Source organism: Rhodococcus rhodochrous, assembly GCF_900187265.1.
GTDB classification, from domain to species: Bacteria; Actinomycetota; Actinomycetes; order Mycobacteriales; family Mycobacteriaceae; genus Rhodococcus; species Rhodococcus rhodochrous.
The window spans coordinates 2,039,784-2,055,761 of the sequence record NZ_LT906450.1; the positions used below are offsets into that span (position 1 = coordinate 2,039,784).

15 protein-coding genes are annotated in these 15,978 nt (G+C 69.7%); 13 read left to right on the forward strand and 2 right to left on the reverse strand.

All coding sequences use genetic code 11. From position 1 onward, the window contains the following. Positions 1-109: 109 nt before the first annotated feature. The 8 genes from CKW34_RS09290 to mutM all read left to right on the forward strand — a co-directional run bounded on the left by CKW34_RS09290 (position 110) and on the right by mutM (position 8,047). Positions 110-3,511 carry a pyruvate carboxylase gene (locus tag CKW34_RS09290; RefSeq protein WP_059381144.1) on the forward strand — a complete coding sequence of 1,134 codons (3,402 nt, stop codon included), beginning with the start codon at positions 110-112 and terminating at the stop codon, positions 3,509-3,511. Beyond that, positions 3,508-4,074 carry a 16S rRNA (guanine(966)-N(2))-methyltransferase RsmD gene (gene rsmD, locus CKW34_RS09295; RefSeq protein WP_059381145.1) on the forward strand — a complete coding sequence of 189 codons (567 nt, stop codon included), beginning with the start codon at positions 3,508-3,510 and terminating at the stop codon, positions 4,072-4,074. Before CKW34_RS09290 ends, rsmD begins: the two co-directional genes overlap by 4 nt. Next, a complete protein-coding gene (coaD, locus tag CKW34_RS09300) occupies positions 4,071-4,562 on the forward strand; it encodes a pantetheine-phosphate adenylyltransferase (protein ID WP_059381146.1) in 492 nt (163 codons plus the stop codon). The genes rsmD and coaD overlap by 4 nt, the downstream gene beginning before the upstream one ends. 139 nt (positions 4,563-4,701) lie before the next feature. Continuing rightward, the gene (locus tag CKW34_RS09305; RefSeq protein WP_059381147.1) at positions 4,702-5,460 is read left to right on the forward strand and encodes a DivIVA domain-containing protein; all 759 of its coding nucleotides are present in this window, start codon (positions 4,702-4,704) and stop codon (positions 5,458-5,460) included. A 102-nt stretch (positions 5,461-5,562) separates the two neighbouring features. Beyond that, positions 5,563-6,177, forward strand: a complete 615-nt coding sequence (locus tag CKW34_RS09310) for a YceD family protein (RefSeq protein WP_059381148.1) — start codon at positions 5,563-5,565, stop codon at positions 6,175-6,177. A gap of 2 nt (positions 6,178-6,179) precedes the next feature. After that, positions 6,180-6,362, forward strand: coding sequence for a 50S ribosomal protein L32 (gene rpmF, locus CKW34_RS09315; RefSeq protein ID WP_006551208.1), 183 nt, complete (start codon positions 6,180-6,182; stop codon positions 6,360-6,362). A gap of 11 nt (positions 6,363-6,373) precedes the next feature. Then, positions 6,374-7,177, forward strand: a complete 804-nt coding sequence (gene rnc / locus CKW34_RS09320; RefSeq protein ID WP_059381149.1) for a ribonuclease III — start codon at positions 6,374-6,376, stop codon at positions 7,175-7,177. Positions 7,178-7,183: 6 nt separating this feature from the next. Then, the gene (mutM, locus tag CKW34_RS09325) at positions 7,184-8,047 is read left to right on the forward strand and encodes a bifunctional DNA-formamidopyrimidine glycosylase/DNA-(apurinic or apyrimidinic site) lyase (RefSeq protein ID WP_059381150.1); all 864 of its coding nucleotides are present in this window, start codon (positions 7,184-7,186) and stop codon (positions 8,045-8,047) included. Between the two features lie 36 nt (positions 8,048-8,083). Here mutM and pcaG read toward each other — a convergent pair whose 3' ends face one another. Together pcaG and pcaH are read right to left on the reverse strand one after the other, a co-directional pair. Then, complete coding sequence (gene pcaG, locus CKW34_RS09330; RefSeq protein ID WP_059381151.1) at positions 8,084-8,767, reverse strand: protocatechuate 3,4-dioxygenase subunit alpha; 684 nt, start codon at positions 8,765-8,767, stop codon at positions 8,084-8,086. Continuing rightward, entirely contained in the window at positions 8,764-9,495 is a 732-nt protein-coding gene (gene pcaH / locus CKW34_RS09335; RefSeq protein ID WP_059381152.1) for a protocatechuate 3,4-dioxygenase subunit beta, read from the reverse strand. The genes pcaG and pcaH overlap by 4 nt, the downstream gene beginning before the upstream one ends. Positions 9,496-9,589: 94 nt before the next feature. Here pcaH and CKW34_RS09340 point away from each other — a divergent pair, with 94 nt between their 5' ends. From CKW34_RS09340 to smc, 5 genes are all read left to right on the forward strand, one after another. Beyond that, the gene (locus tag CKW34_RS09340; RefSeq protein ID WP_059381153.1) at positions 9,590-10,561 is read left to right on the forward strand and encodes a LysR substrate-binding domain-containing protein; all 972 of its coding nucleotides are present in this window, start codon (positions 9,590-9,592) and stop codon (positions 10,559-10,561) included. Beyond that, positions 10,554-10,991: an OsmC family protein gene (locus CKW34_RS09345; RefSeq protein WP_059381154.1), complete on the forward strand. Its 438-nt coding sequence runs from the start codon at positions 10,554-10,556 to the stop codon at positions 10,989-10,991. The genes CKW34_RS09340 and CKW34_RS09345 overlap by 8 nt, the downstream gene beginning before the upstream one ends. Positions 10,992-10,994: 3 nt before the next feature. Next, positions 10,995-11,282 (forward strand): acylphosphatase, encoded by a 288-nt coding sequence (locus CKW34_RS09350; RefSeq protein WP_059381155.1) that lies wholly within the window; start codon positions 10,995-10,997, stop codon positions 11,280-11,282. Between the two features lie 88 nt (positions 11,283-11,370). Next, positions 11,371-12,315: an SMP-30/gluconolactonase/LRE family protein gene (locus CKW34_RS09355; RefSeq protein WP_059381156.1), complete on the forward strand. Its 945-nt coding sequence runs from the start codon at positions 11,371-11,373 to the stop codon at positions 12,313-12,315. A 36-nt stretch (positions 12,316-12,351) separates the two neighbouring features. Then, positions 12,352-15,978: a chromosome segregation protein SMC gene (gene smc, locus CKW34_RS09360; protein WP_059381157.1), complete on the forward strand. Its 3,627-nt coding sequence runs from the start codon at positions 12,352-12,354 to the stop codon at positions 15,976-15,978.

A 15,978-nucleotide genomic window follows, 5' to 3' on the forward strand; every position in this document is an offset into this window, starting at 1 on the left:
GTTACGGCGGGGTCGACTGCATCGTTCCAGTCGTGCCATCCGGACACCTTGTCCCACGATGTGGAACGCGCGTCGAAGTCGGCATGTTACGGCGCGGTACCGTCGACCAATGTTCTCGAAAGTGCTTGTCGCCAACCGTGGCGAGATCGCGATCCGCGCGTTCCGTGCCGCCTACGAACTGGGTGCCGGGACGGTCGCGGTGTTCCCGTACGAAGACCGGAACTCCCTGCACCGGTTGAAGGCCGACGAGGCCTATCAGATCGGTGAGGAGGGACACCCGGTCCGCGCCTACCTGTCGGTCGAGAAGATCGTCGAAGCGGCCGTGTCGGCCGGCGCCGACGCGATCTACCCCGGCTACGGCTTCCTCTCCGAGAACCCGGACCTCGCCGCGGCGTGCGCCGAAGCGGGCATCACCTTCGTCGGTCCGTCGGCGGAGATCCTCGAGCTGACGGGCAACAAGGCCCGCGCGATCGCCTCGGCGAAGGCCGCCGGCCTCCCGGTGCTGGCGTCGTCGGAGCCGTCGTCGGACGTCGAGGAGCTGGTCGCCGCCTCGGAAACGATGAACTTCCCGGTCTTCGTCAAGGCTGTCGCCGGTGGTGGCGGACGCGGCATGCGCCGGGTCGCCGAACCCTCCCAGCTGCGCGAGGCCATCGAAGCCGCCTCCCGCGAGGCAGACGCCGCCTTCGGTGATCCCACCGTCTTCCTGGAACAGGCCGTGGTCAACCCGCGGCACATCGAGGTGCAGATCCTCGCCGACAAGCACGGCAACGTCATCCACCTGTACGAGCGCGACTGCTCCGTGCAGCGCCGCCACCAGAAGGTCATCGAGCTCGCCCCCGCCCCGAATCTCGATCCTGAGCTGCGCGACCGTATCTGCGCCGACGCCGTCGCCTTCGCCAAGGAGATCGGCTACCAGTGCGCAGGAACCGTCGAGTTCCTCGTCGACGAACGCGGCAACCACGTGTTCATCGAGATGAACCCGCGTATCCAGGTCGAGCACACGGTCACCGAGGAGATCACCGACGTCGACCTCGTGCAGTCCCAGCTGCGCATCGCTGCGGGCGAGTCGCTCGAGGAACTGGGCCTGTCGCAGGACGGCATCACCATCCGCGGCGCGGCGCTGCAGTGCCGCATCACGACCGAGGACCCGGCCAACGGGTTCCGTCCGGACACCGGTCGCATCACCGGTTACCGCACCCCGGGCGGTGCCGGTATCCGTCTCGACGGCGGCACGTCGGTGGGCGCGGAGATCTCCGCCCACTTCGACTCGATGCTCGTCAAGCTCACCTGCCGCGGCCGCAACTTCGAGACCGCGGTCGCCCGCGCGCGCCGCGCGGTCGCCGAGTTCCGTATCCGCGGTGTCGCCACGAACATCCCGTTCCTGCAGGCGGTGCTCGACGACGAGGACTTCCGCGGCGGCAACGTCAACACCTCGTTCATCGAGGAGCGCCCGCACCTGCTGACGCTGCGCTCGTCCGCCGACCGTGGCACCAAGATCCTGCGGTACCTCGCCGACGTGACGGTGAACAAGCCGCACGGCGAGCGCACCACGACGGTCTACCCGCACGACAAGCTGCCTGCGATCGACCTGAACGCCGAGCCGCCGGCCGGTTCGCGTCAGCGTCTGCTCGAACTCGGCCCCGAGGGCTTCGCCCGTGCGCTGCGCGAGCAGAAGGCGATCGGCGTCACCGACACCACCTTCCGCGACGCCCACCAGTCGCTGCTCGCGACCCGCGTGCGCAGCAAGGACCTGCTGACGGTGGCCGGGCACGTGGCCCGGATGACGCCGCAGCTGCTGTCGATCGAGGCGTGGGGCGGCGCGACCTACGACGTCGCACTGCGCTTCCTGCACGAGGATCCGTGGGAGCGGCTCGCGGCGCTGCGCGAGGCGATCCCGAACATCAACCTGCAGATGCTGCTGCGCGGACGCAACACCGTCGGCTACACCCCCTACCCGGAGGCCGTCACCCGTGCCTTCGTGCAGGAGGCCGCCGACACCGGCATCGACATCTTCCGCATCTTCGACGCGCTGAACAACGTCGACCAGATGCGTCCGGCGATCGACGCGGTGCGCGAGACCGGCACCACCCTCGCCGAGGTCGCGATGTCCTACACCGGCGACCTGTCGAATCCGAACGAGTCGATCTACACGCTCGACTACTACCTGCGTCTGGCCGAGGAGATCGTCGAGGCCGGTGCGCACGTCCTGGCCATCAAGGACATGGCGGGTCTGCTGCGCGCCCCGGCTGCCGCGACGCTCGTGTCGGCGCTGCGCAGCAACTTCGATCTGCCGGTGCACGTGCACACGCACGACACCCCGGGCGGTCAGCTCGCCACCTACCTCGCGGCCTGGCACGCCGGTGCCGACGCCGTCGACGGTGCGTCCGCGGCGCTGGCCGGTACGACGAGCCAGCCCGCCCTGTCGGCGATCGTCGCCGCCGCGGCGAACAGCGAGTTCGACACCGGTCTCGACCTGCAGGCCGTGTGCGATCTCGAGCCGTACTGGGAGGCGCTGCGCAAGGTGTACGCACCGTTCGAGTCGGGGCTGCCCGCACCGACCGGCCGCGTCTACACCCACGAGATCCCCGGCGGTCAGCTGTCGAACCTGCGCCAGCAGGCCATCGCGCTGGGCCTCGGCGATCGCTTCGAGGAGGTCGAGGCCGCCTACGCCGGCGCCGACCGCCTCCTGGGCCGCCTGATCAAGGTCACGCCGTCGAGCAAGGTCGTCGGCGACCTCGCGCTGCACCTCGTGGGCGCGGGCGTCTCGGTCGACGACTTCGCCGCCGAGCCCGGCAAGTACGACATCCCCGATTCGGTGATCGGCTTCCTGCGCGGCGATCTCGGGACCCCGGCCGGCGGCTGGCCCGAGCCCTTCCGCAGCAAGGCGCTGTCGGGCCGCGCCGAGCCCAAGCCGATCACCCCGCTCGCGCCGGAGGAGGAGAAGGCCCTCGGCGGTTCGTCCGACGAGCGTCGCCGCATGCTCAACCGCCTGCTCTTCCCGGGCCCCGCGAAGGAGTTCGAGCAGCACCGCGAGACCTACGGTGACACCACCGAGCTGTCGGCCAACCAGTTCTTCTACGGTCTGCGGCACGGCGACGAGCACCGGGTGCGCCTGGACAAGGGTGTCGAACTGCTCATCGGCCTCGAGGCGATCTCCGATGCCGACGAGAAGGGCTACCGCACGGTCATGTGCATCCTCAACGGGCAGCTGCGCCCGGTGTCGGTGCGCGACCGCTCGGTGGCCGCGGAGACCCCTGCCGCGGAGAAGGCCGACCGCAACCATCCCGGTCACGTCGCGGCGCCGTTCGCCGGCATGGTCACCCTCGTCGTGTCCGAGGGCGACAGCGTCTCGGCGGGCGACACCGTCGCCACGATCGAGGCCATGAAGATGGAGGCCGCGATCACCGCGCCGCGCGGCGGACGCATCACGCGGGTCGCGATCGGACCGGTGCAACAGGTCGAAGGTGGCGACCTGCTCGTCGAGGTGTCCACGGGAGACAGCGCCGAGTGACACGGATCGTCGCCGGCCGGGCCGGGGGGCGGCGCCTGAAGGTGCCGCCCCGCGGAACCCGGCCCACCTCCGAACGGGTGCGCGAAGCCCTGTTCAGTTCGCTCGACGCACGCATGGACATCGACGGGGCCGCCGTCCTCGACCTCTACGCGGGGTCGGGGGCGCTCGGCCTCGAGGCGCTCTCCCGCGGCGCCGAGCACGCGATGCTCGTCGAGTCCGACGCGAAGGCGGCGGGTGTGATCCGCGAGAACATCGCAGCGGTCGGACTGTCCGGTGCGGTGCTGCGCACCGCACCGGTGTCCGCCGTGCTCGCGGGCACCCCCGACCGCGTCTACGACCTCGTCCTGGCCGACCCGCCCTATGCGGTGACCGAGGAGGCCGTCACCGGCGTGCTCGGGACGCTGGTGTCCGGAGGCTGGGTCGAGGACGGCTCGATCGTCGTGGTCGAACGGTCGTCGCGATCACCGGAAACGGTGTGGCCGCAGGGATTCGAGGTCGGCAGGTCGAAGCGCTACGGCGAGACCAGAGTGGAGATCGCCACCTGCTACGGTGCTGGGTCATGAGCCGCGCGGTCTGCCCAGGATCCTTCGACCCGGTCACCAACGGACACCTCGACGTCATCGGCAGGGTCTCGGCCCAGTTCGACGAGGTCGTCGTGACCGTCACGATCAATCCCAACAAGCAGGGGATGTTCACGATCGACGAACGCCTCGAGATGCTCACCGAGGCCACGGCGCACTTGCCGAACGTCACGGTCGACGCCTGGCAGGGCCTGCTCGTCGACTACGCCCGCGAGCGCGGGATCACCGCGATCGTCAAGGGCCTGCGCGGCGCCAACGACTTCGACTACGAGTTGCAGATGGCGCAGATGAACCACAAGCTCACCGGCGTCGACACCCTGTTCGTCGCCACCAATCCGGTCTACAGCTACCTGTCGAGTTCGCTCGTCAAGGAGGTCGCGACCTACGGCGGCGACGTCTCCGAGATGCTGCCGGGTTCCGTGCACGATCGTCTGCTCGCGCGCCTCGCCGAGCGGGCCGCCGCGAAGTAGACGGACCCGTCCCGCACGGCCTGTGACGGCCGTATCCCGACACACCGAGCGCAGGGCACACGAGCGTGCCCTGCGCTGCGGCAGACTGGACGTCGGCGCGACCGCACCGGTCGTGTCGAGCGAGTGATTGGGGTTGGGCGTGTACCGGGTATTCGAGGCACTCGACGAGCTGGTCGCAATCGTCGAAGAGGCACGTAGCGTTCCGATGACGGCGAGCTGCGTGGTACCGCGCGGCGATGTCCTCGAACTGCTCGACGACGTGCGCGACGCGCTGCCGCCCGAACTCGACGACGCGCAGGACGTCCTCGATCACCGCGACAAGCTGATCAACGATGCGCGGGCCCAGGCCGACAAGACCGTCGGGGACGCCGACGAGGAGGCGCGAACCCTCCTCGAGGACGCGCGCGCCGACGCCGATCGCATGCTTGCGGACGCGAAGGCCCAGGCGGACCGCATGGTCAAGGAGGCCCGCGCCCACGCCGAGGAACTCGTGCGCGATGCGCAGGCCGAGGCCGACGAACTCGTCGCCGAGGGCAACAAGCAGTACGAGAGCGTGACCGGGCGTGCCCGTGTCGAGGCCGATCGCCTGGTCGAGTCCGGGCAGGCGTCCTACGAGCGTTCCGTGGCCGAGGGCGAGGCCGAGAAGGCGCGTCTGGTGTCGCAGACCGAGGTCGTGCAGGCCGCGCACGCGGAGTCGGCGCGTGTCATCGATTCGGCCCACGCCGAGTCCGACCGCCTCCGGACCGAGTGCGACGAGTACATCGACGGCAAGCTGTCGGAGTTCGAGGAACTGCTCGGAACCACGCTGCGGTCGGTCGGCCGAGGCCGGCAGCAGCTGCGGCTGTCGGGTGCTCCCGACTTCGCGGAGGCCGACCACCGGGCGAGTCGCCGCCGCTGACCCGCGGGATTTTTGCTCTTGCCGCCCATCGCGTATCATGGAGCGGTTGCCCTATCACGACCGAGTCGTGTCCTGCGTCATCCGAAGAAGGTGAGTTCCTCCGTGTCCACCCGTGATTCCAGCACGTCCCGTCCCGGCCGGGACTCCGGGCTGGTGTTCGACACGCTCTCCCTGGGTCGCCGGCCCGGATCGATGCGTACGGTCGAGCGGAAGGTGCCGTCACCCTCGCGCATCGGACTCGATCTGATCGCGATCGAGGAGAACTCCGAGATCGATCTCGATCTCCGCCTGGAGTCGGTGTCCGAGGGCGTCCTGGTCACCGGTAGTGTTCGTGCCGACGCCGTCGGTGAGTGCTCTCGGTGCCTCGAGTCGTTCACCGAGTCGGTGGACGTGTACCTCACCGAACTGTTCGCCTACCCGAACAGCGTCACGGAGCAGACCACCGAGGACGACGAGGTGTACCGCGTCGAGAACGATCTGATCGATCTCGAACCGGTCCTCGTGAACGCGGTGGGTCTGGAACTTCCGCTGCAGCCGTTGTGTAGTGACGACTGTGCGGGATTGTGCCCCGAATGCGGCATTCGCCTGGCGATTGCAGAATCCGGGCACCGTCATGAGACAATGGATCCTCGCTGGGCTGGGTTGGCAGCCAAGTTCGGCGCGGGCTCCGAAGAACCCAGCAGTCAAATCGACAGCTCGAACAACGAGGAGAAGTAGACGTGGCCGTCCCCAAGCGCAGAATGTCGCGTTCCAACACCCGGTCGCGGCGCAGCCAGTGGAACACCACTGCGCCGACGCTCGTCACCTGCCCGAACCGGGGTTGCGGAGAGAAGAAGCTGCCCCACGTGGCGTGCCCGTCGTGCGGCACCTACAACGGCCGTCAGGTGACCGCGCCCGTCTAATCGGTATTCACGTGACGAGCAAGTCCTCCGAAACAGCTACCGAGGGCGGCGAAGAGAGCCACGAGTCTCTCCTCGCCGCCCTCGGCGTGCCTCTGGACGCAGAACTGCTGTCCTTGGCGCTCACCCACCGCTCGTACGCCTACGAGAACGGCGGGTTGCCCACCAACGAACGTCTCGAGTTCCTCGGCGATGCCGTCCTCGGGCTCGCGGTGACCGAAAAGCTCTACCTCGCCCACCCGGACAAGTCCGAGGGCGAACTCGCCAAGATCCGCGCGAGCGTCGTCAACATGCACGCGCTCGCCGAGGTGGCGCGCGGCCTCGGAGAGGGCGGGCTCGGAGTGCACCTCCTGCTCGGCAAGGGCGAGGAGTTGACGGGCGGACGCGACAAGGCCAGCATCCTGGCCGACGGAATGGAATCGCTTCTCGGCGCCGTCCATCTCGCCCACGGCATCGACGTCGCGCGCGAAGTGGTTCTGCGCCTGTTCGCCGCACTGCTCGAACGCGGCCCGCGCCTCGGTGCCGGTCTGGACTGGAAGACGAGTCTGCAGGAACTCACCGCCGAACGCGGTCTCGGTGTTCCCGCCTACGAGATCACCGCCACCGGTCCGGATCACGACAAGGAATTCACCGCCACCGCCCTCATCGGTGGCAATCCCTACGGCACCGGTGTCGGACGTACCAAGAAGGAAGCCGAGCAGAAGGCCGCGTCGGCCGCGTGGAACGCGCTGACCGAGGGCACTGCTGCCGACGCCGGTGATGCCGGGGCTTCCGATCAGCAGTCCGGATCCGCCGACACGCCCACCGAGGGCAACTGACCGCAGGTGCCCGAACTTCCCGAGGTCGAGGTGGTCCGTCGCGGACTCGCCGCGCACGTCGTCGGCGCGACGGTGGACTCGGTGCAGGTGCTGCATCCGCGTGCCGTCCGCCGGCACGAGCCCGGTCCGCGCGATCTCGCACTGCAGGTGACCGGTCAGAAGGTCGCTTCGGTCGAGCGCCGCGGCAAGTACATGTGGCTCGTGCTCGAACCGGCCGATCTGGCTCTCGTGGTGCACCTGGGGATGAGCGGGCAGATGCTCGTGCAGCCTCCGACCGTTCCGGACGAGAAGCATCTGCGTATCCGCGCCGTCCTCGACAACGGTGCCGATCTGCGTTTCGTCGACCAGCGCACCTTCGGAGGCTGGGCCCTGGCCCCGCTCGTGGAGGTGGACGGTGATCGTCTGCCGCTGCCGGTCGCGCACATCGCCCGCGACCCGATGGATCCCCGGTTCGACCCGGATGCGGTCGTGGCCGTGCTGCGCACCAAGCACACCGAGATCAAGCGTGCGCTGCTCGACCAGACCGTCGTCTCCGGCATCGGCAACATCTACGCCGACGAAGCGCTGTGGCGCGCAAGGATTCACGGCAACCGGCCGACCGACGCGCTGTCGCGTCCGAAGCTCCGGTCGGCTCTCGATGCGGCCACCGAGGTGATGGCGGAGGCTCTCGGGCAGGGCGGTACGTCGTTCGACGCCCTCTACGTCAACGTCAACGGGGAGTCCGGCTACTTCGAACGCTCCCTGAACGTCTACGGGCGCGAGAACGAGCCGTGCCGACGCTGCGGCGCGCCGATCCGCCGCGAGAAGTTCATGAACCGTTCGTCGTACAGCTGCCCGAAGTGTCAGCCACGACCGCGAACGGCCCGGTAGCGCACGCGCATACCGGGCCGTTCGGAACGTGGTGGTTCAGATGTCGAAGAAGACCGTCTCGGCGCCACCGTCCGGGGTGTCCTGCAGCCGGATGTCGATCGTGTAGACGGTGCGTCCGTCGCGCTCGGAACGCGACGCGATCAGGGTGTTGCGCCGCACCTCCCATTCGATGCCCTTCAGGACGGGATCCTCGGCGTTGAGTTCGGCCTCGTCCTCGAAGTAGACCCGCGTGTGCAGCCCGAGGTTGATGCCGCGCGCGAAGATCACCAGCAGGATGTGGGGTGCCGAGACGGAACCGTCGGGATTGGTGACGGCGCCGGGCTTGATCGTCTCGATCGTGAACACGCCGGTCTCGAAGTCGCCGCCGGTGCGTCCCCAGCCGCGGAAGTTCGGATCGAGATCCTTGTCCTGTGCGTCGTCCGGATGGGCGTACCGGCCGTGCGCGTTCGCCTGCCAGCTCTCGAGCAGGGCGTCGCGCACCGGGGTGCCGGTGCCGTCGATGACGCGGCCCTCCAACACGATTCGCTCGCCCTCGGTCTCGTCGGTGACGAGGACGTTGCCGAAGTTGTTGTCGAAGATGTCGAAGCCGGCCTGCTGCGGCGCGAGCCCGATGTGGACGTACGGGCCGCCGGTCTGCGAGGGCGTCTCCGGGAAACGCGTGACCATCGCGCGGGGGAGCAGCGGGGGCACGGGCCGGTAGGGATCGGTGGGCAGGCTCATCGCGGGGCTCCCGGAAGGTCGTTGCTCTCGAAGAAGGTGGCGCGGCGACCGCGCAGGGTGATGTCCCAGCGGTAGGCGCGGGCGTCGAACGGTGCGTTGGAGGCGGGATCCTCCTGGGCGATCAGGCTGCGGAGCTGATCCACGGTCGGGATCGTCCGCGCGATCGGGCACTTCTCGATGAGCGGGTCGCCCTCGAAGTACAGCTGGGTGATCAGGCGCTGCGCCCACCCGCGGCCGAGGATCGACACGTGGATGTGCGCCGGGCGCCAGGCGTTGCGGCTGTTGCCCCACGGATATGCGCCGGGTTTGATCGTCCGGAACCGGTAGTAGCCGTTCGCGTCCGTGAGCATCCGTCCGCAACCGCCGAAGTTCGGATCGATGGGGGCGAGATAGGTGTCCTTCTTGTGGCGGTACCGGCCACCGGCGTTGGCCTGCCACACCTCGACGAGTGCGCCCTCGACCGGATTGCCGAACTCGTCCTTGACGAAGCCGTGGACGATGATGCGCTCACCGATGGGCAGGCCGTCCTTCGAGAAGTTCAGGATCAGGTCGTTGTCGAGGGCGCCGAGCTCGTCGCTGCGGAAGACGGGTCCGGTGATCTCCGACAGGGTCGGCTTCGGCGTGATGAGCGCGTTCCGCGGTGCGCGCAGCACCGACGTGCGGTAGCCGGGGGTGAGCGAGGGTGGGTGCAGTGCGTGGTCGCGCTCGACGTATTCGCCGGTGGACATGCGGTCTCCGATCTCTGAGCTGTGGACACAACCATAAGGTGAAGTAAAACTCATGTAAATTGACAAAACGGCAGTTGATTCATAACTTTCGGTGATGGAATCCGAGTTCGGCCCGTCATCGTCCGTTCCGGACCGGGCGCGACGCATCCGCCTCCGGCATCTGACATGTTTCGTCACGGTCGCGCGCGAGGGTCAGGTCGGCCGGGCCGCCGAACTGTTGCACCTGAGTCAGCCGGCCGTCACGAAGACTCTCAACGAGCTCGAGGTGCTCTCCGGAGCGAAACTCCTCGACCGCGGCCGGCACGGTGCCCGTCTCACCGCGGCGGGGCACCGCTTCCTGCGCTACGCCCAGGACGTCACGACCTCCTTGGACGCGGCGGTGGCCGCACTGGCGGGAGCGGCCGAACCCGCCCGCGAGCCGCTGCGGATCGGAGCCCTGCCCACCGTGGCCGGGTCCGTGCTCCCCGAAGCGCTGGCGGAACTGCGCCGTGTGCGCGCCGATCTCGACATCCGGATCCGCACCGACCCCAATGCCGTCCTGTTGTCGGCGCTCGCCGCCGGCACACTCGACGTTGTCCTCGGCCGCATGGCCGAGCCGTCCCGGATGGTCGGGTTGTCGTTCGAACTCCTGTACGCCGAGACGTTGATCCTCGTCGTCCGGCCCGGACACCCCCTCGCCGAGCGGTCCGTCTCCGTCGCCGACACGCTCGAATACCCCCTGGTGGTCGCGATCAGCGGCACCGTGCCACGCCACGCGACCGAGGCATTGTTCGAACGTCACGGTCTGCGACTGCCGGTCGGGCTGATCGAGACACTCGACCTCGCCGTGGCACGCGGGGTGGTCCGGCGCAGCGACGCCGTGTGGATCACCACCGAACGCGCGGCCCGGGACGACCTCGCCGACGGCGTGGTCCGGCGCCTGGACGTGCCCACTGCGGGCACCGTCGAACCGGTCGGAGTGCTGCGACGCAGTGCCGACGCGTCGTCCGCCGCGGTCGAGGACTTCGTGACCATCCTGCGCGACATCCCCGTCGACGGGACATGGCAGGATTTCCCCCATGGCTGACCAGACTTCCGACCTTCCCGCCACCGAGCTGTGGGTCGAGCGCACCGGCACGCGCCGCTACACCGGACGCAGCTCCCGCGGCGCCGAGGTGCTCATCGGCTCGGAGAGCGTCGAGGGCGTCTTCACCCCGGGCGAGCTGCTCAAGATCGCGCTCGCCGCGTGCTCCGGCATGGCTTCGGACTTCCCGCTGTCCCGCCGGCTCGGCGACGACTACGACGCGACGATCCGCGTCTCCGGTGCCGCCGACCGCGAGAACGAGGTCTACCCGCACCTCGAGGAGGAGATGGTCCTCGACCTGTCGGAGCTCGACGCCGACGCACGGGACCGCCTCATCGCCCTCGTCGAACGGTCCGTCGACAAGGTGTGCACGGTGGGCCGCACCCTCAAGGCGGGCACCAAGGTCTCGCTGACGATCACCCCCGAGGACTGATCGATGAGCGCCCCCGCAGACGTCGAACGGCTCACGGCGTGGGTGCACGGCCGCGTCCAGGGGGTCGGTTTCCGCTGGTTCACGCGTGCCCGCGCACTCGAACTCGGGCTCGTCGGGCACGCGACGAATCATCCCGACGGTCGCGTGATGGTCGTGGCCGAAGGCCCCCGGCCCGCGCTCGAACAGCTCCTCGCGTGGCTGCGATCCGGCGACACCCCCGGTGAGGTGCGGCTCGTCGTCGAATCCTGGGATCCCGCGCGCGGCGACCTCACCGGTTTCGTCGAACGCTGACATCCGTCCTGTTTGTCCGTTCGGCTTGGTATCCTGCCGCGATCGGGTGCAAGCGGCCGGGGGGTCGCGGTCGGCGAGGGGGAGACATATGGGCAGGCGTGCACGTTCGACGATGGTGGCGGTAGTACTCGCCGCTGTGGGAGTGGCGCCCCTGGCCACAGCACCGGTGGCGGCCGGTCCGGCTGCCACAGCACCGGCGGCGGCCGGTCCGGCTGCCTGCGCCCCGCGGTCCGTCACGACGGTCGCGTCGGGACTCGGTGTCCTCGAGAACCTGGCGTTCGACGAGCGGGGCGGTCTGCTCGTCTCGGACACCTCCTTCGTCGGCCCCGGAGCGCTGCGCCGGATCACTCCCGACGGCAGCGTGACCACCGTGCCGGCCGAGGTGACCGGTCCGGGCGGCATCGTCGTCGACGGTCCCACCGTGTACCTGAACGTGGGCAACACGACCGTCTCGGGACTCGCCGGGATCGCCGACGGCACGATCGACACGCTCGACCTCGACACGGGTGAACGCGGCACCCACGGCACCGGGCTGGTCATGCCGAACGGCCTCGGCCGGCTGTCGGACGGATCGATGCTCGCCTCGCGCGATCTCGGCGAGGTCGGACTCACGCTCGTGCCCGCCGGCGGGGGCGAGGCCCGCGTCGTCCGCACCGATCTCGGATCCGTCAACGGCATCGCCGTCGACGGCGACACCGTCTACACGGTGACGACCTTCGAGAACGTCAACCGGCTCCACATCCTCGACGCACGCGACCTCGAAGGACCCGTGCGCAGCATCGACCTGCCCGGGCCGGGGCTGCTCTCGATGCCCGACGATCTCACGATCGGTCCCGACGGCGCGCTGTACATCGCGCTCAACCTCGGCGGCGCGGTCCTGCGGGTCGATCCGGCGACCGGGCACAGCTGCCGCATCGCCGAGGGCATCCCGCTGATGTCCTCGCTCGCCTTCGGTTCGGGACCGGGCTGGGACCCGAACGTCCTGTACACGACCGGTTTCGACGGGACGGTCCGCGCGGTGCACCCGGCCTAGGATAGCGGTCACAACCCGCCGGTAGAGTTCTCACCCATGTACCTCAAGAGTCTGACGTTGAAGGGCTTCAAGTCCTTCGCCTCGTCGACGACTCTGCGTTTCGAACCGGGCATCACCTGTGTGGTCGGCCCCAACGGGTCCGGCAAGTCGAACGTCGTCGACGCACTCACCTGGGTGATGGGGGAGCAGGGCGCCAAGGCCCTGCGCGGCGGCAAGATGCAGGACGTCATCTTCGCCGGAACTGCAGGCCGCCCACCGCTCGGACGCGCCGAGGTCACGCTCACCATCGACAACTCCGACGGCGCGCTGCCCATCGAGTACTCCGAGGTCTCCGTCACCCGCCGCATGTTCCGCGACGGTGCAGGCGAATACGAGATCAACGGCAGTTCCTGCCGCCTCATGGACGTGCAGGAACTGCTGTCCGACTCCGGTATCGGCCGCGAGATGCATGTCATCGTCGGTCAGGGCCGCCTCGCCGCGATCCTCGAATCGCGCCCGGAGGACCGGCGCGCCTTCATCGAGGAGGCCGCCGGCGTCCTCAAGCACCGCAAGCGCAAGGAAAAGGCGCTGCGCAAGCTCGACTCGATGCAGGCCAACCTCGCCCGCCTCACCGACCTCACCGCCGAACTGCGCCGCCAGCTCAAACCGCTCGGCCGGCAGGCCGAGGTCGCACGTCGCGCCCAGACCATCCAGGCCGACCTGCGCGACGCGCGGTTGCGACTGGCTGCCGACGACCTCGTCACCCGCCGCGCCGAACTCGCCGGGCACGACGAGCAGGAAAAGATGGTCCGGGAGCGGCTCGACACCGTGCTCGCGGCGTTCGACGACGCGAACGCCGAACTCGCCCGTCACGAACAGGCCCTCGCACAGCTCACGCCGGGTGCCGAAGCGGCGTCGCAGACCTGGTTCCGCCTGTCCGCGCTCGCCGAGCGCGTGTCGGCGACCGTGCGGGTCGCGCAGGAACGCGCCCGGCACCTGCACGCCGAACCCGAGGACCGCTCCGGTCAGGATCCCGACGAGATGGAGGCCCGCGCCGACCGGATCGCCGCCGAGGAAGCGGAACTGATCGAGGCCGTCGAGATCGCGCACGGAGCCCTCGAAGCGGCTCGCGAGCAGCTCGCCGCGCAGGAGGAGGCCGCAGCGGCCGCCGAACGCGCACATCTGGCCGCGGTGCGTGCCGTCGCCGACCGGCGCGAGGGCCTCGCGCGTCTCGCGGGCCAGGTCGAGACGATGCGCACCCGCGCCGAGTCGATCGACGCGGAGATCGCGCGCCTGACCGTCGCCATCGAGGAGGCCCGCCTCCGCGGCGTCGCCGCACAGGCCGAGTTCGAGACCGCTCAGGCACGCATCGACGATCTCGACGCCGGTGAGATCGACGCCGACGCGCAGCACGAACGAGCCCTGGAAGCGCAGCGACTCGCCGACGAGCGGGTCACCGAACTCCAGGAGGCAGAACGCGCCGCGGGCAAGGAGGTCGCCTCCCTCGGAGCCCGCATCGAGGCCCTGTCGATGGGCCTCGAACGCACCGACGGTGCGGCCTGGCTGATCGACACGCGGTCCGGCGACGGACTCGTGGGGCGCCTCGCCGACCGGCTCCGGGTGTCCCCGGGATACGAGGCCGCCGTCGCAGCCGCCTTCGGCGCCGCGGCCGACGCCCTCGAGGTGGAGTCGGCCGACGCCGCGATCTCGGCGGTCGCAGCGCTCGCCGACGCCGACCAGGGCCGGGTGGCATTCGTCCTGCCCGGCGCGGCCGGCCCCACCGACACCGGCGACCTGCCGTCCGGTGCCCGATGGCTCCGCGAGGTCGTCGAGTGCCCCGCCGACCTGTGCGGAGGCGTCGACGGCCTGCTGGCCCGCACCGTCGTGGTCGACGACCTGCCCACCGCCCTCGGGGTCTGCGCCGCCCGCCCCGACCTGCGCGCCGTGACGCGCGGGGGAGACCTCGCCGGTGCGGGCTGGGTGGTCGGCGGCTCGCACCGCGCCCCGAGCACCCTCGAGATCCAGGCGGCGATCGACACTTCCCGTGCCGGTCTCGAACAGGCCGAACGCCGCTCCGAGGAACTGGCCGCGGCTCTCGCGGGCGCACTCGCGGAGCAGGCCGAACGCGCCGAACACGTCGAACAGACCCTCGCTGCGCTCAACGAGTCCGACGCGGCGATGTCGGCCGTCTACGAACAACTCGGCCGGCTCGGCCAGGCGGCACGCACCGCCCACGCCGAATCCGGACGGCTCGCCGCCCAGCGCACCGAAGCGGAGAAGGAACGCGACGCGGCGCGGGAGAAGCTGGTCGAACTCGAGGAGCGACTGCGCCTGGCCGAGGACGACTCGGCCGGAAGTAGCGACGGTGCCGGCACCGATCACACCGCCGCCGAACGGGAGATGGCCGCGGCCGCCCTCGCCGAGGTCCGGGCCGTCGAGGTCGAGGCGCGACTCGCGGCGCGCACGGCCGAGGAACGCGCCGAAGCGCTTCGGGGCAAAGCAGATTCGCTTCGTCGTGCCGCGCAGGCCGAGCGCGAGGCCCGTGCTCGTGCCGAACGTGCCCGCGTCGCGCGTCGTCAGGCGGCGGCCGTCGCCGCGGCGGTGGCCGAATCAGGGCAGCGACTCGCCGAACAACTCGAGGTGGCCGTGGCGATGGCACTCGCACAGCGCGACGACCTGAACCGGCGCCGCGCCGAATGCGCCGAGCAGCTCGAACGGGCCCGCGAACTCGTTCGCGAACTGTCGGCGCAGCGCGACCAGCTCACCGACGCGGTGCATCGCGACGAGGTGGCCCGGGCGCAGGCCTCGCTCCGGATCGAGCAGCTCGAGCAGACCATCCTCGAGCAGCACGGCATCGCCCTCGACGACCTCGTGGCCGAGTACGGCCCCGACGTGCCGCTGCCGCCCACGCCGCTGGAGATGGCCGAGTACGAGCAGGCACGCGAACGCGGCGAACAGGTGGTCGCTCCGCAACCGATGCCCTACGACCGGGCCACCCAGGAGCGGCGGGCCAAGCGCGCGGAGAAGGATCTCGCGACGCTCGGGCGCGTCAACCCGCTTGCATTGGAGGAGTTCGCGGCGCTCGAGGAGCGGTACAACTTCCTGTCGACCCAGCTCGAGGACGTCAAGAGCGCCCGCAAGGACCTTCTCGCCGTCGTCGAGGAGGTCGACGCGCGAATCCTGCAGGTGTTCACCGAGGCCTACGCCGACGTCGAGCGCGAGTTCGAACAGGTCTTCGCGAAGCTGTTCCCCGGTGGGGAGGGACGGCTCGTGCTCACCGACCCCAGCGACATGCTCACTACCGGCATCGAGGTCGAGGCCCGCCCGCCGGGCAAGAAGGTCAAGCGCCTGTCGCTGCTGTCGGGCGGCGAGAAGTCCCTGACTGCGGTGGCGATGCTGGTCGCGATCTTCCGGGCCCGTCCCTCACCCTTCTACGTGATGGACGAGGTCGAAGCCGCGCTCGACGACACCAACCTGCGACGGTTGATCGGGCTGTTCGAGCAGCTGCGCGAGAAGTCCCAACTCATCGTCATCACCCACCAGAAGCCGACGATGGAGGTCGCCGACGCGCTGTACGGCGTGAGCATGCGGGGCGACGGCATCACCCGGGTCATCTCGCAGCGACTGCGCGGACGCGAGATCGCGACACCGGTCCCCGAACCGGAGGAAGAGCTCCAAGCCTGA